Source organism: Pseudoxanthomonas sp. SORGH_AS_0997 (assembly GCF_031453535.1).
Taxonomy (GTDB): Bacteria; Pseudomonadota; Gammaproteobacteria; order Xanthomonadales; family Xanthomonadaceae; genus Pseudoxanthomonas_A; species Pseudoxanthomonas_A winnipegensis.
On the sequence record NZ_JAVIZI010000001.1, the window covers coordinates 1,921,418 to 1,940,513 of the forward strand.

The following is a 19,096-nucleotide window of genomic DNA, read 5'->3' on the forward strand; positions in this document are numbered from 1 at the left end:
GTGGCGCACCTCGGATGCGGCCGCATCGAAACAGGGATCCGGGCAGGACGTCCGTGTGCGCGCAGGGCCCCGGACGGCCGATCCGGCGCCGGGGTCATCCCAATGAACGCAAACCCCTCACGGCGCCGGTCACCCTGTTCAGGCCGTGACGCGGATTTCCGGATAGCGCTCGGGGTCGAGCAGGCGATCGGTGGTCTGCGGCCAGTCCAGGCACTGGCGGTGGCGCACGTGTGGGGCGGCCAGGGCCTGTTCGATGGCAGCGCGGATCGAGCCCGCATCGCCGGGCGTGTAGCCGAAGCGCGAGGCGTAGCCGCCCACCACCGCATGCGGGCAGACCGCCGGCAGGCCGAAGAAATCGTACTGCAGCAGCTTCATCGAACTGTCCGCCAGATACGCCGGCACCTGTTCGGAGGCATAGGGCGCGATGCCGAAGCGCGCGTGCTTCATGTAGCGCACCACGTCGGTGTGCTTCATCTCGCCATAGACGATGACGTTGTCGCCATAGTCCGGATCGCGCCCCTGGCCCGAGCCGATCACATGGAAGGTCACCTGCGGGAAGGCATGGCTGGCCTGGGCGATGAAGGTCGGGTCGAACAGCATCGAGCCCACCGAGACCGCATGGATGCCGGTGTCCGGATAAGGATTGGGATCGCCCAGTTGGTCCAGCCCGGGATCGACGCCATGACCGACGTGATAGACGTTGTGCTGGCTGTTGATCTCCTCGGCCATCACCGGCGATACCAGCGCGATCGCGTCGAGCATGCCGCAGACGTTGTCGAACTCGCGCGTGATGTACTGCGCCACCTCGATCGTGCTCAACCCGTCGGAGGCGCGATACACCAGGCGCGCATTCGGATTGAGCTGCTTGCACAGGCGGATGAAGGCCACGGCCGTGCCGCTCTCCAGCACGATGACATCCGACTCGCGGATCCACTGCACCAGCTGCGCCGGCGGGCGCGCCGCGTAGGCGCGGAACATCAGGTTCTCGATCGGACGCAGCCACGCGCGCCGGGTATTGAACGGATGCACCAGCGTGCGCCACAGATAGCACTCCACGCCCTTGTGGAGGACGACCTGATTGGCAGTCGCGTCCAGCGGCAGGCGCAGGTCCTGCTTGTACTTGGACAGGCGGCTGTAGCGCAGGGAGAAGAAGCGCGTGGGACCGCGCTTGGCCAGCTCGTCGGCGATGAAGTGGATATTGGCGCGTCGCGGGGTGCGGTAGTCGTGGGCGGACAGCACCAGATAGCGCGTCCGCTCCTGGCCCGACCGCGGCTTGGCGGTGGCGGAGGCGGGGATCGTGCGCGCGATGGCGGAAGGCGAAGCGTCGAGGGCCGGCATGGCAACTCCAGTGGGGGGATGGAGAGCGGATACGGTCGCTACAGCGTCGTGGCCTGCAGCGACGGCAAGCATGTGTCGGCCGCCACATCCAAGTCCGGGTGCTGCGTCGCAAAAATCACGGCCCGGGGCCTGGAGTCGGCCGGCCACACCAGCGAGGGTGGCCCGCGGCGCGTTCACCGAACATGAGCCAGGAGGCGTTATCGACGCTGAAACTGAACCCGCGCGGCCTTAAATCACGCGCGAGATGCGAAGTGGGAACTCCATCACGCGGCCGAGCCGCGCCGACGCAGCAGCTCGCGGCTGCTCAGGATCGTGGCCACGTCGCGCCGGAACGACGGCCACAGCAGGCACACCAAGCCGAACGCGAGCACGATCGCCACGAAGCCGATCGCCAGCTCCAGCACCGGCGTCTGCGCCCAGTGCCGCGCCGCCGCCCACGAGGCCGCGCCGCACAGGCCGTAGCCGACCAGCGCCCGCAGCCCGTTGTTGAACATCGCCCTGCCCGGCGCCTGGCCGACCCGGGTGACCCAGATCACCGACATCGGCCACATCAGCGCCAGGCCCAGCGCATAGCCGACCGCCACGCCCAGCGCGCCCCAGTGCGAGCCCACCAGGATGCACACGATCAGCAGCGCGCGTGCGATCACCGAGTAGATCAGCTGCGCGCGCATCAGGCCCAGCGACAGGAATACCCAGTACGTCGCATAGGCTACGACCTGGAACACCCCGCCCAGCGTCAACACCTGGAAGATCGGCACCGCCCCGCGCCACTGCTCGCCCAGGAACAGCCGGATCAGCGGCTCGCCCTGCGCGCAGGCGAAGGCGAAGATGGCCACGATCAGATGGACCATCACCGTCTGCCCGCGCAGCAGGAAGGTCGAATAGCGTTCGCGCTCGTCCTGCAGCTTGGACAGCACCGGCAGGGCCACGGTGGTGGCCGGCGCGTTGATCTGGTTCAGCGGCATCATCAGCAGCTGGAAGGCGCGGTTGTACAGGCCCAGCGCCTCGGCGCCCAGCCGATAGCCGATCAGCACCTGACCGATGTTCTGGCTGGCGTAGCCCAGCGCCTGGGCGGCCATCAGGTTCCAGCCGAAGCTGAGGAAGTGGCGCATCTCCACGCCGCGCTGCGGGCGCCCGGGCAGCCAGCGCGCGGCGACCATCGCGACCAGCAGGCCGACCGCGCCGCCGACCACCTGCTGGATCACCAGCGCCCAATAGCCCAGGCCGGCCAGCGCGGCGATCACCGCCGCGATCAGTCCCAGCGACTGTCCGCCGACATCGCTCAGCGCCAGGCGACCGAACATCAGCTCACGACTCAGATGCGCGCGGTACTGGGTGTTCATGCCGCTGAGCAGGAAGGTCACCGACATGACCTGGCTGACCGCGGCCAGGCGCGGCTCGTGATAGAAGCGCGCGATCCAGCCGGCGCCCGCGAACACCACCAGGCCCAGCACCAGGCCGATGGCGCTGTTCATCCAGAACAGGTTGTCGCGCTGCGCCTTGGACAGGCTCTTGGCCTGGATCGCGGCCGAGGACAGGCCGAAGTCGCGCAGGATCTCGCAGATGCCGACCAGCGCGGTCACCATCGCCATGACGCCGTAGTCTTCCGGGCTCAGCAGGCGCGCCAGCAGGATGATCCCGCCGAACTGCACGACCATGCGCGCGCCCTGCCCGGCCATGGTCTTGGCCGCGCCGGCCGCGGCCCGGCTGCCCAGGCCCGGATGCGACGCGCCCGCGTCCGACTTCACGGCCACCGACACGCCCTCACCGGCTGCGGTTGTCCGCGGCGCGCCGATCGCGCGCGGGGTCGGTGTCGGCAGCCTGCGTCTGGCCACGGCGCTGGCGGAGCGCGGCGAGATAGCTGCGGTAATGCAGCTGCCCGGCCTGCGACCAGTCGCGCCGCGACAGATCGGGCGTCGGCGCGCGGGGCGTGTTACGCGCCTGCGCCAGGCCCCACTGGATCACCTGCGCATCCAGCTCGCCCTCGTACATGAAGACCCAGCCAGGCCCGACTTCGGCGGCGACGGCCGCGTTGTTGGCCGTGCGCGGCACCAGCACCGGCCGGCCCAGCGACAGGGCCAGCAGCAGGGTGCCGGAGTTGTGCATCTCCTTGTAGGGCAGCACGACCAGCTCGGATTCGGACACTTCCAGGGCCAGCGTCGGATCGTCGACGTACTGCAGCAGGGCGCTGACCCGCGGATCGCGTGCGCAGGCCGCCTCCACCAGCGTGCGCATCTGCGGACTGGCCGGGTTGCCCACCACGCGCAGGCTGCAGCCGGGCTCGGTGAGGCCGGCCATGGACGTCAACAGCCCTTCCACGCCCTTATAGGGCCGGATCAGGCCGAAGTGCAGCAGGCGCCCGGCCACCGGCCTGCCCTGCGGATGCGGCGCGAACCAGTCGACGTAATGGCCATGCAGCGCGGTATCGGTGCCCGGCGCGCGCGGCTCGGTGGTCTCGTTGATGCGGATCCAGCGCGAGGTCATGCGATCCATGCGCCGCAGCAGCCAACGCTCGACCGCGCCGCCCTGCTCGTGCGGGGCCAGGTTGTGCAGCGTGCGCACGATCGGCGTGCGCAGCACGGTCCAGCGCAGCAGCAGCAGCGCGACGGCGCACTGGCGCAGGGCGCGCCCCAGCGCGGTGGCATGCCGCATCGTGTATTCGGGCCAGTGCAGATGCACCACGTCGTAGCGCGAGAGCAGCGCCGTGCGCAGCGACCAGAAGCGCACGCGCACCAGCGGCGACAGGGCCGCCAGCAGCTGCACCAGGTAGGGATTGGTCTTGGGCGTGGGCGCGTTGAACTGCTGCAGCACGGTCAGCAGCGGCTTGCCGGTGGCGGGCGCCTGCGCGTCCTGGTCGTGCGTCGCCATCACGCGCGCCCCGCCGTGCCCAGCGCGGCGTGATATTCGTCCATGTAGCGTCCCACCACGTGGCGCCAGTGGTAGCGCTGGACGAAGTCCATGGCCGCCTGACGGCGCGTGGCGAAGGTTTCTTCCGGCACGGCCGTCAGCGCCTGCGCCGCCTGCGCACCGGCCTTGGGGTCCGTCGGGTCGACCAGCACGCCCAGGCCGGATTCCTCCACCAGCCGCCGGAACGGCGGGATATCGCTGAGCACCGGGATCAGTCCGGCGCTCATCGCCTCCACCGGCGCGATGCCGAAGCCCTCGTGCCGCGACAGGCAGACGAAGTACTGCGCACGTTCCAGCAAGGCGGCCAGCTCGGCCTCGGAGGGCGAGGCCACCACCTGCACGTGATCGGTCAGCCCGCGCGCGGCGATGTCGCGCGCCAGGCCGTCGGCGGTGAGGTCGTATTCGCGGCCGGCGACGATCAGCTTCCAGTCCGGATCCAGCGCGCGCAGCGCTTCGAACAGCGCCAGCGTCTCCAGCAGCCCCTTGTTGACCGACCAGCGCCCGAAATAGATCAGCGTCCGACCCGGCGTCTGGCTGCCGCGACCGGCGAACTTCTGCACGTCCACGCCGTTCTCGATCACGCGCAGGCGCTTGGGCGCCACCACACGGGAGAACAGGCTGCCGTCGTTCTCACTGGTCGCCACCACGCGCTGGTAGGCGTGGGCCGAAGCGCGCGTGATGCTGGAAAACCACAGCTGCTTGAGCCGCGAGGCGTAGCCGGTGTGGAAGAAGCCGCCGTGCGTGGACACGATCATCGGCTTGCGATGCAGCAGCCGGGTCGCGGCCAGATAGTCGAAGAAGAAATCGATGCCGTGCACATGGACCACGTCCGCCGACCTGATCGCGCCCAGCACGCTCGGCGTGAGCGGATAGCGGCTGGACCCGGACCACGGCAGGCGCTTGACCGGGATCTCGCGATGCGCGGCCTGGGCAGGCAGGCGCACCTCGGGCTCGCTGAAGATGCGATCCAGCGTCACCACTTCCACCTGGTCCTGGCTGTTGTCGCGATGATGCAGGGCGACGTTCAGCACGACGTCTTCCAGCCCGCCGACGGAGGGGTGGAACTGACGCACCACATGGACGACCTTCATCGCGCGACCTCCGGCGATGGCGCCACGGGGGGCCCCATCGCATGCGCCTCCTGCGCAAGACCGGTCGGCGTGCGCCAGGGCACGCCCTTGAGCTGCCACAGCGCACCGCAGACGAACCACCACAGCGCCGCGGACTTGACCGAAAACAGGCTGTTGGACACCAGCAGGCCGACGGAGAACGCCAGCATGAAGAAGTTCTTGAACGCCTGACCATCCTCGGTCGGCATGTCCAGGCCGAAGGCGTAGGCCAGCAGGAAGAAGCCCACCACCATGATCGACTGCGAGGCGATGAAGTAGGCGATGCCGCTGTCGAAGTACTTGTAGGGCGCGTCGAAATCCAGCCCCATCCAGGCCTCGGCCGGCATCTGCAGCATCGCGTTCACGGTCAGGTAGACGCGCCCCAGCGTGTTGTCCTGGTAGGCGCTCACGCCCGAGATCCAGACGACCGCCGCCGCCCCCAGCAGCACCAGCGGCATGATCAGGAACGAGAGCCGTTGATCCAGGCGTCTGAGGAACGGAGCACCCAGGATCAGCAGGAGACTGGTGCCCACCGCAAGCCGTCCGTCGGTGGCCACGATCAGGAACAGCAGCAGGCCCACCGACAGCGCCACCTGCCCCAAGCGCATCGAGCGCCAGAACGTCAGCAGGATCGCCACGAAGAACACGATGAAGTTGCCGGCGGTCACCGGCTCGACGAAGATCGAGGACGCGCGCGGCAGGTTGCTGCCCGGCAGGAAGTTGCGCTCGCCAGGACGCGTCGCGCTCACGAACAGGTTGCTGTCCTCGTTCCAGAAGCCGCCTTCGTCCAGGCCGCGCGTGTTGACGTAATAGCTCTTCGGGTTGACCCAGTCGCCATACAGATCCGGCGCGGCCAGCTCGAAACCGGCCACCAGGCTGATGATGACGGCCATGCGCACGAACAACTTCGGCAGCGAACCGCCGTACGCCGATCCGAGCACCAGGAAGGCGAACGGAATGAGCGCGTCGCGAATGAACTTCGCGTCCACCCGCCACTCGATCAGATAGCGGAACAGCAGCACCGCGACGATCACCGTGATCCCGGCGATCAGCGCGACGACCTTGGAGCGCTCCAGGGTCCAGATCCCGATGCCGAAGCAGCCGGCGTAGATCAGCAGCTCGGCGACATAGGTCAGCGCCGGCGAGACCGGCGTGACCTTCGCGTTGACGAAGGCGAGCAGGAAGTTGTAACCGACCGCGAACAGCAGCAGCAGCTCGATCAGCAGATCGCGTTGCCGGTGCGTGGCCCGCGCGTGCGTGGCAGCGCGCACCGGCACGGCCTCATGGGGAACTGCGGCCATGGATCAGTACGCGGTCTTCTGGCCAAGCACACGCACGGCCGTGAGCACGATGATCTTGCAGTCCAGCCACAGCGACCAGCGGCGGATGTAGTCCAGGTCGTACTGCACGCGCTTCTTCATGGTACGCAGCTCCGGCGTCTCGCCGCGGAAGCCGTTGACCTGCGCCCAACCGGTGATCCCCGGCTTGACGTAATGGCGCTGCATGTAGCGGTTGATCAGCTTCTCGTAATGGCTGTTGTGCTGGGCCGCATGCGGGCGCGGCCCGACGATGGACATGCTGCCGCCGAGCACGTTGAAGATCTGCGGCAGCTCGTCGATGCTCGTGCGGCGCAGGAAGCCGCCGAAGCGCGTGATGCGCGCGTCGCCCTTGGTCGCCTGCTTCACCTCGCCCTTGCCCGCGCCGGGCTGGTCGACATACATCGAGCGGAACTTGAGCATGTAGAACTCGCGGCCGCCCAGGCCGTTGCGCTTCTGGCGGAAGAACACCGGGCCGGGCGAGCTGAGCTTGACGCCGATCGCCACGGCCAGCAGCAGCGGCCACAGCACCAGCAGCGCGCCGATGGCCACGATCTTGTCCTGCAGCGACTTGGCCACCACGAAGTAGTTGTTGCGGTCCACGCCGCCCTGGCGCAGGTTGATCACCGGCACGTTGCCGATCTGCTCGCCCTGCTGGTTGAGCATGCCGAAGTCGAACAGGTCGGGCACCAGCTTGACCGTGATCGGATAACGGTCCAGCACCTGCAGCAGCGCCTTGATGCGGTCGCGGTCGCCCAGCGGCATGGAGATCCACACCTGCTCGATGGTGTTCTCCTGCAGGTAGCGCTCGAGTTCCTCCGGCGCGGAGATGCCCAGGCACGGAAGACGGCTGGACGCGGCGCTGGGCACCATGTCGTAGCGGCTCTGGAAATAGCCGACCAGTTGCAGACCCACCCAGCTGTTGCGCGACAGATAGTGCTGCAGCTTGAACACCGGCGTGCGCAGGCCGATCACCACCACGCGCTGGGTATCCAGGCCGCTGCTGCGCAGCGCGCTCAGCACGTTGCGCAGGACGGTACGGGAGGCCACCAGGCCGACGAACCCCAGCAGATACCAGGCGCCGAGCCAGCTGCGCGAGACGAACTGCCCCATCTGCACCACCAGCGCGTGCACCGCGAACAGCGCGAACACGCCGCTCCAGGCCACGCCCAGCACCATTACCTCGCGGCCCAGGCCGCGCCCGCGCCAGCTGCGATACAGCGGGAAGGCGGTGAAGCAGATCACCGCATAGAGCAGCGTGGTGCCGATCACGCCGCGGTAGCCCACCGCCGGCAACCAGGTGTCGAACCGCAGCCGATAGGCGATCAGGGCCGCCGCGACCACCACCACGATGTCCGAGACCCGCAGCAAAACATCCGCCGCCGCCGAATACTTGGAAAGCAGACGCGGCGAGGTGCTTGTATCGGTACCGCTACTGAGGTCAGCAAGAAGCATGGCGCTCTCCAATCTGGTGCTTCACTGGCATGGCGCCTAGGCGCGCATGCCGGGAAACGATGCTCGATGTGGTGACTCGTTTGGTTAACGCGCGAAACGCTTGAGAGCGTCCCGGACGTCAGGCCAACGGCCACCACCTCGCACTGGAGCACTGCATGTCCCCCTGTTCACCGAAAACGTCGCGGCGAACAAACCAGTTGCTGCGGTGCAACACTCGCAGAAAGACTGCGAAGGTTCTGTGCACCAGCTCACGGGTCGGGGCTCGAATGCAGGCTCCTCGTCTATTCAGTTTTGATGCGTCGTGTGGGGCTGCGAGCGTCGCAGCGAACCGGCCAGATGCAGCAGCAGCGCGAGCACCAGGCCGAGGAAGAAACCGAACACCAGGCCCAGCGCCAGGTTCACCACCAGCCGCGGCGAGCTGGGCGTGCTCGGAATTTCCGCCTTGTCGATGACCGAGATATTGTTGGCCCCGACGTTACCTGCGACGCCGATCTCCTTGAAGCGCTGCAGCAGCGCGTCGTACAGCTGACGGTTGGTGTCCACATCGCGCTTGAGCATGTTGTAGCGGATGCTGCGCTCTTCCAGATCCAGCTGGTCGTGCTTGAGCGCACTGATGCGCTGCTCGGTGAGCTGCTCCTGCTGGGCCGCCGCATCGTATTGCGACTTCAACGAGGCCCGGATGACCGCCACCTCGCGGCGGATCTGCTGGTTGCCCGCGTCGATGCGGCTCTTCAGACGCTGCATCTCCGGATAGTCGGGCTTGTAGGTGGCCAGCTTCTGGTTGTACTCGGTCTCCATCTCCGACTGCGCTTCGCGCAGGTTCTGGATCAGCGGGCTGGAGACCACCTGCGGCAGGTTCATCCCGTCGCCGGCGCGCGCCTCGTTCCAGGCGGCCTCGGCCTGCAGCTTGGCCGCCTGCGCGGTGGCCAGCATGCCGTTGAGCTCGCTCAGGTTCTGCGCGGGCAGCGAGGGCTGGTTGTCGCCGATCGAGACGATCTGCTGATCGCCCGAGTAGTCCACCAGCGCCCGCTCGGATTCCTCCACCTTGCCGCGCAACTGCTCCAGCCGGTCGGACAGATACTTGACCGCGAAGGTCGAGGCATCGAGCTGGCGCTGCAGGTTGTCGGCGATGAAGGTCGAGGCGTAGGCGTTGGCGACCTGGGCCGAGAGCGCCGGGTCGGGCGAGCTGAAGTGGACCTTGGCCAGACGCGAGTTGCGCACCGGCTCCACGTCCAGCCCGGCCAGCACGTTGTCGGTCAGCGCACGCTCGACCGCCTCCTGCTGCCGCTTGCGCACCGTGGCCTTGTCGCCCTCGGCGCCGTCGGCGGCCTGCGCGGCGACCTTCTCGGCCAGTTCCTTGTAGGCGGGATGCTCGGCCAGATGGGTCGTGCGGATGACCTGCTGGGCCAGCGAACGGCTGCGCAGCAGCTCGTACTGCGTGTCGTAGAAGTCGCGGTCCATCGGCGACTCGGCCGGCATCAGGTTCTCGATGTTGACCACGTTCATCGCGTCGCGATTGATCTGCAACGTGGTGGTGGCCTGGTACTTGGGCGTCATCAGCAGCGTGACCACCAGCACCAGGGCGGCCACGGCCAGCGTCACGCCCGCGATCAGCCAGCGGCGGGTGGTGATGGCATGCCAGTACTCCAGCAGGGTGACGTCGGCGTGTCTTGCGTTGAGATGACCGGAGTGGTGGTCGACCGTACTCATCGATAAGCCCTGAAAACCATGACGAAGGGGGTCAGCTCAAGCACGGTGCGCAGGAGCAGGCGTGCGTCGGAGCGATAGACCACGACGATGTCGCCTCCGTAGATTTCCGGATCGGGGTTGGCGCCCTTCTCGATCTCGGTCAGATCGAAGCGCGCGATCATCTTCTGCCCGCCGATCTCGCGGAACACCACCACGTTCTTGCGGCTGGCCAGATCGCTCACACCCTGCGCCTCGGCCAGGGCCTGCTGCAGGGTCAGCTGCGTGGCGCCGTTGAGCGGATAGTTGCCCGGCTTGGACACCGCGCCGGACACGGTGATGCGTTGGCTGGTGAACTCCTGGATCAGCACCGAGACCTGCGGGTCCTGCAGGAAGCGGGCGCCGTAGCGCTGGGTGATCTCGCCCTCCAGCTCGCTGCGCGTCAGCCCGGCCGCCTTGAGGTTGCCGATCAGCGGCAGCGAGATCATGCCCTCGTTGTCCACGCGCACCTGGCGCTCGAGATCCTCGATCTGGAAGACCTTGATCTCGATCAGATCGCCGGCACCGATGCGGTACTCCGGCGTTTCCTTCAGCTCGCCCAGCGGATCGGGGGCCGGCAGCGAGGTCGCGACCTCCTTGGGCACGGAATTGCAGCTGGTCAGAAACAGCACGCACGCCAGCGCGAGCCATGCCAACAAACTTCGAACAGAGGGCGATGAGGCCATAAAACGGTCGTCTACCTTTGGGTTGGGGGGAGGCCCGCGGGTGCCCAACCGGACGGGTGTTCCGGTGTGGCGAGAGTTTCGTGACGTGGTCCGACGATGTGACCTGTCGAACTCAAGGTCACCAGCCGAATGTGAATACGGCCTGCGATCGACTATCGCATAGCGATGCGTCGGCCTCCAGACTGACATCCCAACGAACGATGCCCCCAGTCACGAACCGCGTGCCGGCCTCCCCGGCGCATTTCCTGTCGTTTCCCGGCAAAACCCTTTGCTGCTGCTGCTTTGCACAAATTGGATAACGCGGGTCGTGTGCGACACCGGACAGACTTTTGTGACAGAGCGCGCGTCTGCGGCTTCAGGTCGCAGTTACTCCATGCTCAGCTAGCTCAAGACGGTTTAACGCCATGGGCTGGGAGGCAAGTAAATCGAGCGGGCATGGTCCCGGCGCAGAAACGCAAAACGCCCGGAAGGCCGGGCGTTTGTCTGGAACTCCACTGCGAATTGGTCGGGACGGCCGGATTTGAACCGACGACCCTCTGCCCCCCAGGCAGATGCGCTACCAGGCTGCGCTACGCCCCGACGTCGCAAAGAACTTCACCCACCGTCGCGGTGGGCCGCGCATCATACCGGATTCATCCGCGGGCGGGCACCCCACCGCGCTCCTTCGATGGCGTAAGCCGCGGCCGCGCCTTCAGCGGCGCAGCAGCTGCAGGACTTCTTCCAGCTCCAGGCGCACCTGGCGCACGATCTGGTTGCTCAGGGCCGATTCCTGCTTGGCGCCCTCGCCTTCCAGGCGCAGGCGCGCGCCGCCGATCGTATAGCCCTGTTCGTAGAGCAGGCCACGGATCTGGCGGACCATCAGCACGTCGTGGCGCTGGTAGTAGCGCCGGTTGCCGCGGCGCTTGACCGGCTCCAGGCTGGGGAACTCGGTCTCCCAGTAGCGCAGCACGTGCGGCTTGACGTCGCACAGCTCGGACACCTCACCGATGGTGAAGTAGCGCTTGGCCGGGATCGGCGGCAATTCCTTGTTGCTGCCGGGATCAAGCATTCGGGTTGCCTCCTGCGTACGCCTCGACGCGTTCCTTGAGTTTCTGGCCCGGGCGGAAGGTGACCACGGTGCGGGCGGAGATCGGGATCTCCTCGCCGGTCTTGGGGTTGCGGCCCGGGCGCTGGTTCTTGCGCCGCAGGTCGAAATTGCCGAAGCCGGACAGCTTGACCTGGCGCCCCTGTTCCAGGGCGTCACGCAGCACGTCGAAGTACGCGTCGACGAATTCCTTGGCCTCGCGCTTGTTCAGACCGACTTCGTCGAACAGGCGTTCGGCCATCTCCGCTTTGGTCAATGCCATTGGTATTTCCCCGAGAGCCTCATCCGCGCATGCCGGCGCCGTGTTCCTGCGCCAGGGCGGCCACCGTTGCGGCGACCACCTCGTCCACATCGCGATCATTCAATGTGCGCGTGTTGTCCTGCAAAATCAAGCCCATAGCGAGGCTCTTTTGACCGGTTTCGACCCCGGCGCCGACGTAGCGGTCGAACAGCAGCACCTGCCTGAGCAGCGGGCCGGCCGCCTTCCACACCGTCCGTTCGATGGCGGCGAAGGGCACCGCCTCGGCCACGGTGAAGGCCAGGTCGCGGCGCACCGACGGGAAGCGCGAGAGCTCGCCCGCACGCGGGATCTGGCGCTGGACCAGCGGCGCCAGGTCCAGTTCGAACGCCAGCACCGGCAGATCCAGGTCCAGCGCCTTGAGCAGGCGCGGATGCAGCTGCCCGATCCAGCCGATCACCCGCCCCTCGCGCAGCACCCGCGCCGAGCGACCCGGATGGCCGAATCCCTCGCTCGCCGGCTCGAACGTCAGCGCCGCGCCCGACGCCGCCGCCAGGCTCTCCAGGTCGCCCTTGAGGTCGTGGAAATCCACCGCGCGCGCCGGCACGCCCCACTGCTCGGCATGCGCGTCGCCGCAGACCGCGGCGGCGATGCGCAGCGTCTCGCGCGGCGCCTCGCCCTGCCCGGCCGCGGCGAACACGTTGCCCAGCTCGAACAGGCGGATCCGGCTGGTCTGGCGCGCCGCATTGCGCTGCAGGGCGGCGACCAGACCGGGCAACAGGGAGGTGCGCATCACGCCCAGCTCGCTGCTGAGCGGATTGGCCAGCGGCACCGCGCCTTCGGTCAGCCCCCAGCGCGCCAGCAGCTGGGCGTCGACGAAGGCGAAGTTGACCGTCTCCAGCAGGTCGCGCGCGGCCAGCTGGCGGCGCACGGTGGCCTGGTCCAGCCGGGTCTCGCTGTCGGCGGCGATGCGGGTGGCGCCGCCGGGCAGCGTGGCCGGGATGCGGTCGTAGCCGTGGATGCGGGCCAGTTCCTCGATCAGGTCTTCTTCGATGGCGATGTCGAAGCGCCGGCTGGGCGCAACCACCGACCAGCCCGCGTCGGTGGCGTCGACCTGCATACCCAGCGCGCGCAGGATGCGCTCGATTTCGGCGTCCGGGATCTCCAGACCGAGCACGCGCGCCACGCGGGCGCGGCGCAGGGCGATCGGCGCCGGCGTGGGCAGATGCTGATCCAGCGCCGCCTGCACGACCGGGCCGGGCTGGCCACCGGCCAGCTCGACGATCAGGCGCGTGGCCACCTCGATGGCCTGCGGCGCCAGCGCCGGATCGACGCCGCGCTCGTAGCGATGCGAGGCATCGGTATGCAGGCCCAGGCGACGGCCCCGGCCGATGATGGCGGCCGGCGCGAAATAGGCCGACTCCAGGAACACGTTGCGCGTGGCGCCGGAGACCTTGGTGTCCTGCCCGCCCATGATGCCGGCCAGCGCGACCGGACGATCGGCATCGGTGATCACCAGGAAGCCATCGTCCAGCGCGGCGGTGCGGCCATCGAGCAGCTGCAGCGACTCGCCGCTGCGGCCGTGGCGCACGCCGACCGGACCGGTCAGCAGATCGCGGTCGAAGGCATGCATCGGCTGGCCCAGCTCCAGCATCACGTACTGGGTGATGTCCACCAGCAGCGATACCGGGCGCACGCCGCCGCGGCGCAAGCGCTCGGCCATCCAGATCGGCGTGGCGCGGGTCGGATCGACGCCCTCGATGACACGACCGCAGTAGCGCGGAGCATCGGCGCCGGCGTCCAGCGTCACCTGCAGCGAATGCTCGTGCACGGCGGGCACCGGCGTGGCGTCGAAGGGCACCACGTCGCTGCCGCTGGCGGCGGCCACGTCGAAGGCGATGCCGCGCACGCTGAAGCAGTCGGCGCGGTTGGGCGTCAGCTTGATCTCGATGCTGGCATCGGGCAGGCCCAGGTAGTCGGCGATCGGCGTCCCCAGCGGCGCATCGTCCGGCAGCTCAAGCAGGCCGGAGGCGTCGGCATCCACGCCCAGCTCCTTGGCCGAGCAGAGCATGCCGTTGGAGTCCACGCCGCGCAGCTTGGCGGCCTTGATGGAGATCTCACCGAGCCTGGCGCCGACCATCGCCAGCGGCGCGACCAGCCCGGGGCGCGCATTGGGCGCGCCGCACACGATCTGCAGGCGCTCGCCGGTGCCGGCATCGACCTGACAGACCTGCAGGCGGTCGGCTTCCGGATGCCGGGCGCAATCGACGATGCGCGCCACCACCACCTTGTCCAGGCCTTCGCCCAGCGCGGTGACGTCCTCGACCTCCAGGCCGATGGCGGTCAGCGTCGCCGACAGTTCCTCGCGCGTGGCGCCGGTGGGGACGTGGCTGCGCAGCCAGTTTTCGCTGAATTTCATTTTGAAATTCCGGGATTAGGGATTGGGGATTCGGGATGGGTGAGAAGCGGACTCATGCGAGGTCGGGGCCGGGCCCGAAATCCGCTTTTACGAATCCCGAATCCCGAATCCCCACTCCCATCGCTCAAGCAAACTGCCGCAAAAACCGCACATCGTTCTCGAAGAACGCGCGCAGATCGCTCACGCCGTAGCGCAGCATCGCGAAGCGCTCCACGCCCATGCCGAAGGCGAAGCCGGTGTAGCGCTCCGGGTCGATGCCCACGCTGCGCAGCACGTTCGGGTGGACCATGCCGCAGCCCAGCACCTCCAGCCAGCGCGTGCTGCCGTCGGGCTGCTGCCAGGCGATGTCCACTTCCGCGCCGGGTTCGACGAAGGGGAAGTAACTGGGGCGGAAGCGCATCTCGAAATCGCGCTCGAAGAAGGCCCGCACGAACTCGCTCAAGGTGCCCTTGAGGTCGGCGAAGGTCGAATGCTCGTCCACCAGCAGGCCCTCGCACTGGTGGAACATGGGCGAATGGGTCTGGTCGCTGTCGCTGCGATACACCTTGCCCAGCGCGATCATGCGCAGCGGCGGGGCGTGTTCGCCCATGTAGCGCACCTGCACGCCGGAGGTGTGAGTGCGCAGCAGGCGGCCATCGCCGAAGTAGAAGGTGTCGTGCATGGCGCGCGCCGGATGGTGCGGCGGGAAGTTCAGCGCCTCGAAGTTGTGCCAGTCGTCCTCGATCTCCGGGCCGTCGGCCAGCTCGTACCCCAGCCGGCCGAAGATCTCGGTGATGCGCTCGATGGTGCGGCTGATCGGATGCAGGCCGCCGCGCGTGCCGTCGCGGCCCGGCAGGGTCACATCGATCGCCTCGCCGGCCAGGCGCGCGTCGAGCGCGGCGTCCTCCAGCACGGTCTTGCGTTCGGACAGCGCCTGGGCGATGGCGTCGCGCGCGCGGTTGATGGCTTCGCCGGCGGCCTTGCGCTGGTCGGCCGGCAGCGTGCCGAGCGCCTTGAGCTGGGCGGTGACCTGACCGCTCTTGCCCAACAGCGCCACGCGCAGGGATTCGACCGCATCGGGCGCGGTGGCGGCGGCGATGTCGGCCAGCGCCTGCGCGGTGAGGGATTCGATTTGGCTCATCGGTCCTTGGAGGTCCTGGTAGGAGTCCGGCGGCGACCCGGCTCACGCCTTCGGGTCGCCCAAAACAAAATGGGGAAGGACTCGCGCCCTTCCCCATGCATGCAATGCTGTTTCCGCCGAAGCGCCGCGCGGAGGCGGTGCGCTTCGATGGATCGACACTTATGCCGCGAGCGCGCCCTTGGCCTTTTCAGCCAGCGCCGCAAAACCGGCGGCGTCGTGGACGGCGATGTCGGCCAGGACCTTGCGGTCCAGGGTGATGCCAGCCTTCAGCAGGCCGTTCATGAAACGGCTGTAGCTCAGACCGTTGATGCGGGCCGCCGCGTTGATGCGGGTGATCCACAGCGAACGGAAGTTGCGCTTCTTCTGCTTGCGGCCGATGTAGGCGTACTGCTGGGCCTTGATGACGGCCTGCTTGGCGACGCGGAACACCTTGCGGCGCGCGTTGTAGTAGCCCTTGGCCTGGCTGATGATCTTCTTGTGACGGCGACGTGCGGTCACACCACGCTTGACTCGTGCCATGGTCTAGTTCCTCAGAGGTAGGGCAGCATGCGGTTCAGACGGCCGGAATCTTCGGCGCGAATGATGTTCGTCGCACGAAGACCACGCTTCCGCTTGGTCGCCTTCTTGGTGAGGATGTGGCTACGGTTGGCGTGGCCAGCCTTGAACTTGCCGGAGGCGGTCTTGCGGAAACGCTTCGCCGCCGCCCGGTGGGTCTTGATCTTGGGCATTGCTAGATCCTTGTGGGTTTCGATAACTGGTCTGGGCGGTGGCCTGCGCCACGCTTTCCGTCCTGCCCCAACCGGCTGGTAAGTCGCTGATCCGGAACGGATCGGCGACAGGTTCCTATGGCTTTTTATGCCGCCCGGCGATAAACCGGGCCGCGCATCATACATGGCCGGCGATTTCCTTGCAAATCAGCAGGTTCGCAAAGGGCCAGTTTGATGAACCGGGCGCGGGCCCGGTCAGGCGGCTTGCGCCACACGGCGCCCGCGAGGGGGCGCCAGGGCAGGCTTACTGCTTCTTCTTCGGCGCGATCATCATGACCATCTGCCGGCCTTCAAGGCGCGGACGGGACTCGATGATGATGTCCTCGCCCAGGTCGCGCTCGATGCGCGAGGCCATCTCGCGACCCAGCTCCTGGTGGCTCATTTCGCGGCCACGGAAGCGGATGTTGACCTTGACCTTGTCGCCCTCTTCCAGGAAACGGCGCATGTTGCGCAGCTTGATCTGGTAGTCGCCCTCGTCGGTGACGGGGCGGAACTTGAGTTCCTTGATCTCGACCTGCTTGGTCTTCTTCTTGGCCTCGTTGGCCTTCTTCTGGGCTTCGAACTTGAACTTGCCGAAGTCCATGATCTTGCACACCGGCGGATCGGCCTGCGGCTGGATCTCGACCAGGTCCAGACCCTCGTCCTCGGCCATGGACAGCGCCTCGTCGCGCGAGAGCACGCCGATCATTTCGCCGTCGCTGCCGATCACGCGCACGCGCGGGACGCGGATCTCCTGGTTCTTGCGGTTTTGCTTGTTATCGGGGGTACTGATGTTGCAGTCTCCGTGATGGAATGGGGCCGGCACCCCTGACGTGCCGGTTCCTTAAAGGTCAGGCCGCTTGCTCGGCCGCGAGGCGTTCGGCGAAGGCCTGGACCGACATTGTGCCCAAATCCTCGCCTGCGCGCGTGCGCACGGCCACGGCGCCATTGTCCCTCTCGCGGTCTCCGACCACCAGCAGATACGGCACCCGCTGCAGCGTGTGTTCGCGGATCTTATAGCCGATCTTTTCGTTCCGCAAATCCGAAACCACGCGGAAACCTTGATTTGAAAGGGTTTTCGCCACCTGCTCGACGTACGGCGCCTGGGCGTCGGTGATGTTGGCGACCACCGCCTGGACCGGGGCCAGCCAGGCCGGGAAGGCCCCGGCGTGGTGCTCGATCAGGATGCCGATGAAGCGCTCCATCGAGCCGACGATGGCCCGGTGCAGCATGACCGGGTGCCGTTTCTGGCTGTTTTCGTCCACGTATTCGGCGCCCAGGCGGCCGGGCATCATGAAATCGACCTGCATCGTGCCCAGCTGCCAGGTGCGGCCGATGGCGTCGCGCAGGTGGTACTCGATCTTGGGGCCGTAGAAGGCGCCCTCGCCCGGCAGCTCCTGCCATTCCACCCCGCAGCTGCGCAGGGCCGAACGCAGCGCGTCCTCGGCCTTGTCCCAGGTGGCGTCGTCGCCCAGGCGCGATTCGGGGCGCAGGGCGATCTTGATCTGGATGTCCTCGAAACCGAAGTCGGCGTACACCTTCAGCGCCTGCTGGTGGAAGGCGGTGACCTCGGCCTCGATCTGCGCCTCGGTGCAGAAGATGTGGCCGTCGTCCTGGGTGAAGCCGCGCACGCGCAGGATGCCGTGCAGCGCGCCGGAGGGCTCGTTGCGGTGGCAGGCGCCGAACTCGCCGTAGCGGATCGGCAGGTCGCGGTAGCTGTGCAGGCCCTGGTTGAACACCTGGACGTGGCCCGGGCAGTTCATCGGCTTGACCGCGTAGGTGCGCTTCTCCGACTCGGTGAAGAACATGTTCTCCTTGTAGTTGTCCCAGTGGCCCGACTTCTGCCACAGCGACACGTCCAGGATCTGCGGGCAGCGCACCTCGCCGTAGCCGCTCTCGCGGTAGACCCGGCGCATGTACTGCTCGACCACCTGCCACAGCGCCCAGCCCTTGGGATGCCAGAACACCAGGCCCGGGCCCTCTTCCTGCAGGTGGAACAGGTCCTGCTGCTTGCCGATGCGGCGGTGGTCGCGCTTCTCGGCCTCCTCGATGCGCTGGATGTAGGCGTCCAACTGCTTCTTGTCGGCCCAGGCCGTGCCGTAGATGCGCTGCAGCTGTTCGTTCTTGGCATCGCCGCGCCAGTAGGCGCCGGAGATCCGGGTCAGCTTGAAGGCCTTGAGGAAGCGCGTGTTGGGCACGTGCGGGCCGCGGCACATGTCCACGTATTCCTGGTGGTAGTACATGCCCATGGCCTGGATGTCCTCGGGCATGTCCTCGATCAGGCGCAGCTTGTAGTCCTCGCCGCGGGCCTTGAAGATCTCGATCACCTCGGCGCGCGGGGTCATGCGCTTGATCACGTCGTAGTCCTGCGCGATCAGCTCGGCCATGCGCGCCTCGATGGCGGCCATGTCCTCGGGCGTGAAGGGGCGCTCGGAATAGATGTCGTAGTAGAAGCCCTCGGCGATCACCGGGCCGATGACCATCTTCACGTCCGGGTAGAGCTGCTTGACCGCATGCCCGACCAGGTGCGCGGCGGAGTGGCGGATGATCTCCACGCCCTCCTCGTCCTTGGGCGTGATGATGCGCAGGGTCGCGTCGTGGTCGATGACGTCGCTGGCATCGACCAGCACGCCGTCCACGGCGCCGGCGACGGTGGCCTTGGCCAGGCCCGCGCCGATCGACTGGGCGACCTGCATGACGGAAACGGGGGCATCGAACTGACGGCGGCTGCCATCGGGGAGCGTGATGGTGATCATGGGCTTTTCAGGGGCTTGAGGCCGCGCCGACGACCGGGCGTCGGGGGCGAGGACATCTGGGGACGGGTCTGCGTAAACACAAAGGGCGCCACACGGGCGCCCTTGCAGGTGACCATGCGCGTGGATCAGCGGTGGGCGGTGGTAGTGCTCATGTCGCACGCTCGGCCGGCGCGGGGCGCGGGCCACCTGACTCATCG

Annotated in this window: 16 protein-coding genes and 1 tRNA gene; all 17 read right to left on the reverse strand. The window is 67.5% G+C overall.

Translation table 11 applies throughout. The annotated features are described in order from the left end of the window. Positions 1 to 138: 138 nt before the first annotated feature. The 17 genes from QE438_RS08570 to thrS all read right to left on the reverse strand — a co-directional run bounded on the left by QE438_RS08570 (position 139) and on the right by thrS (position 18,899). The gene (locus QE438_RS08570) at positions 139 to 1,338 is read right to left on the reverse strand and encodes a glycosyltransferase (RefSeq protein WP_306991102.1); all 1,200 of its coding nucleotides are present in this window, start codon (positions 1,336 to 1,338) and stop codon (positions 139 to 141) included. A 263-nt stretch (positions 1,339 to 1,601) separates the two neighbouring features. Then, entirely contained in the window at positions 1,602 to 3,092 is a 1,491-nt protein-coding gene (locus QE438_RS08575; RefSeq protein ID WP_306996070.1) for a lipopolysaccharide biosynthesis protein, read from the reverse strand. A 10-nt stretch (positions 3,093 to 3,102) separates the two neighbouring features. Then, positions 3,103 to 4,206 carry a glycosyltransferase gene (locus tag QE438_RS08580; RefSeq protein WP_306991099.1) on the reverse strand — a complete coding sequence of 368 codons (1,104 nt, stop codon included), beginning with the start codon at positions 4,204 to 4,206 and terminating at the stop codon, positions 3,103 to 3,105. Further along, a complete protein-coding gene (locus tag QE438_RS08585; RefSeq protein WP_306991097.1) occupies positions 4,206 to 5,336 on the reverse strand; it encodes a glycosyltransferase family 4 protein in 1,131 nt (376 codons plus the stop codon). Before QE438_RS08585 ends, QE438_RS08580 begins: the two co-directional genes overlap by 1 nt. Further along, on the reverse strand, positions 5,333 to 6,655 hold the full coding sequence (locus tag QE438_RS08590) for a polysaccharide biosynthesis protein GumE (protein ID WP_306991095.1): 1,323 nt from the start codon (positions 6,653 to 6,655) through the stop codon (positions 5,333 to 5,335). The genes QE438_RS08585 and QE438_RS08590 overlap by 4 nt, the downstream gene beginning before the upstream one ends. 3 nt (positions 6,656 to 6,658) lie before the next feature. Further along, positions 6,659 to 8,125: an undecaprenyl-phosphate glucose phosphotransferase gene (locus QE438_RS08595; protein ID WP_130517556.1), complete on the reverse strand. Its 1,467-nt coding sequence runs from the start codon at positions 8,123 to 8,125 to the stop codon at positions 6,659 to 6,661. Positions 8,126 to 8,410: 285 nt separating this feature from the next. Further along, entirely contained in the window at positions 8,411 to 9,835 is a 1,425-nt protein-coding gene (locus QE438_RS08600) for a GumC family protein (RefSeq protein ID WP_130524815.1), read from the reverse strand. Then, the gene (locus QE438_RS08605; protein WP_130517554.1) at positions 9,832 to 10,536 is read right to left on the reverse strand and encodes a polysaccharide biosynthesis/export family protein; all 705 of its coding nucleotides are present in this window, start codon (positions 10,534 to 10,536) and stop codon (positions 9,832 to 9,834) included. The genes QE438_RS08600 and QE438_RS08605 overlap by 4 nt, the downstream gene beginning before the upstream one ends. 502 nt (positions 10,537 to 11,038) lie before the next feature. After that, positions 11,039 to 11,115 (reverse strand) — tRNA-Pro (locus QE438_RS08610). A gap of 112 nt (positions 11,116 to 11,227) precedes the next feature. Beyond that, a complete protein-coding gene (locus QE438_RS08615) occupies positions 11,228 to 11,584 on the reverse strand; it encodes a MerR family transcriptional regulator (protein ID WP_093136322.1) in 357 nt (118 codons plus the stop codon). Next, the gene (locus tag QE438_RS08620) at positions 11,577 to 11,882 is read right to left on the reverse strand and encodes an integration host factor subunit alpha (protein WP_093136318.1); all 306 of its coding nucleotides are present in this window, start codon (positions 11,880 to 11,882) and stop codon (positions 11,577 to 11,579) included. Before QE438_RS08620 ends, QE438_RS08615 begins: the two co-directional genes overlap by 8 nt. Positions 11,883 to 11,901: 19 nt before the next feature. After that, positions 11,902 to 14,277: a phenylalanine--tRNA ligase subunit beta gene (pheT, locus tag QE438_RS08625; protein WP_306991088.1), complete on the reverse strand. Its 2,376-nt coding sequence runs from the start codon at positions 14,275 to 14,277 to the stop codon at positions 11,902 to 11,904. A gap of 124 nt (positions 14,278 to 14,401) precedes the next feature. Further along, a complete protein-coding gene (pheS, locus tag QE438_RS08630; protein WP_306991086.1) occupies positions 14,402 to 15,397 on the reverse strand; it encodes a phenylalanine--tRNA ligase subunit alpha in 996 nt (331 codons plus the stop codon). Between the two features lie 159 nt (positions 15,398 to 15,556). Next, positions 15,557 to 15,916, reverse strand: coding sequence for a 50S ribosomal protein L20 (rplT, locus tag QE438_RS08635; protein WP_130517550.1), 360 nt, complete (start codon positions 15,914 to 15,916; stop codon positions 15,557 to 15,559). Between the two features lie 11 nt (positions 15,917 to 15,927). After that, a complete protein-coding gene (rpmI, locus tag QE438_RS08640) occupies positions 15,928 to 16,125 on the reverse strand; it encodes a 50S ribosomal protein L35 (RefSeq protein WP_014160066.1) in 198 nt (65 codons plus the stop codon). 283 nt (positions 16,126 to 16,408) lie between these two features. Continuing rightward, positions 16,409 to 16,936, reverse strand: a complete 528-nt coding sequence (infC, locus tag QE438_RS08645) for a translation initiation factor IF-3 (RefSeq protein WP_224096549.1) — start codon at positions 16,934 to 16,936, stop codon at positions 16,409 to 16,411. Between the two features lie 58 nt (positions 16,937 to 16,994). Next, a complete protein-coding gene (gene thrS / locus QE438_RS08650) occupies positions 16,995 to 18,899 on the reverse strand; it encodes a threonine--tRNA ligase (RefSeq protein ID WP_130517546.1) in 1,905 nt (634 codons plus the stop codon). Between the last annotated feature and the right edge of the window lie 197 nt (positions 18,900 to 19,096).

What these genes read in the sequence shown, in the direction of transcription:
- QE438_RS08570 (WP_306991102.1), bottom strand. Translation starts at nt 1,338, where the DNA reads ATGCCGGCCCTCGACGCTTCGCCTTCCGCCATCGCGCGCACGATCCCC.
- QE438_RS08580 (WP_306991099.1), bottom strand. Translation starts at nt 4,206, where the DNA reads ATGGCGACGCACGACCAGGACGCGCAGGCGCCCGCCACCGGCAAGCCG.
- QE438_RS08585 (WP_306991097.1), bottom strand. Translation starts at nt 5,336, where the DNA reads ATGAAGGTCGTCCATGTGGTGCGTCAGTTCCACCCCTCCGTCGGCGGG.
- QE438_RS08590 (WP_306991095.1), bottom strand. Translation starts at nt 6,655, where the DNA reads ATGGCCGCAGTTCCCCATGAGGCCGTGCCGGTGCGCGCTGCCACGCAC.
- QE438_RS08595 (WP_130517556.1), bottom strand. Translation starts at nt 8,125, where the DNA reads ATGCTTCTTGCTGACCTCAGTAGCGGTACCGATACAAGCACCTCGCCG.
- QE438_RS08600 (WP_130524815.1), bottom strand. Translation starts at nt 9,835, where the DNA reads ATGAGTACGGTCGACCACCACTCCGGTCATCTCAACGCAAGACACGCC.
- QE438_RS08605 (WP_130517554.1), bottom strand. Translation starts at nt 10,536, where the DNA reads ATGGCCTCATCGCCCTCTGTTCGAAGTTTGTTGGCATGGCTCGCGCTG.
- QE438_RS08615 (WP_093136322.1), bottom strand. Translation starts at nt 11,584, where the DNA reads ATGCTTGATCCCGGCAGCAACAAGGAATTGCCGCCGATCCCGGCCAAG.
- QE438_RS08620 (WP_093136318.1), bottom strand. Translation starts at nt 11,882, where the DNA reads ATGGCATTGACCAAAGCGGAGATGGCCGAACGCCTGTTCGACGAAGTC.
- pheT (WP_306991088.1), bottom strand. Translation starts at nt 14,277, where the DNA reads ATGAAATTCAGCGAAAACTGGCTGCGCAGCCACGTCCCCACCGGCGCC.
- pheS (WP_306991086.1), bottom strand. Translation starts at nt 15,397, where the DNA reads ATGAGCCAAATCGAATCCCTCACCGCGCAGGCGCTGGCCGACATCGCC.
- rplT (WP_130517550.1), bottom strand. Translation starts at nt 15,916, where the DNA reads ATGGCACGAGTCAAGCGTGGTGTGACCGCACGTCGCCGTCACAAGAAG.
- rpmI (WP_014160066.1), bottom strand. Translation starts at nt 16,125, where the DNA reads ATGCCCAAGATCAAGACCCACCGGGCGGCGGCGAAGCGTTTCCGCAAG.
- thrS (WP_130517546.1), bottom strand. Translation starts at nt 18,899, where the DNA reads ATGATCACCATCACGCTCCCCGATGGCAGCCGCCGTCAGTTCGATGCC.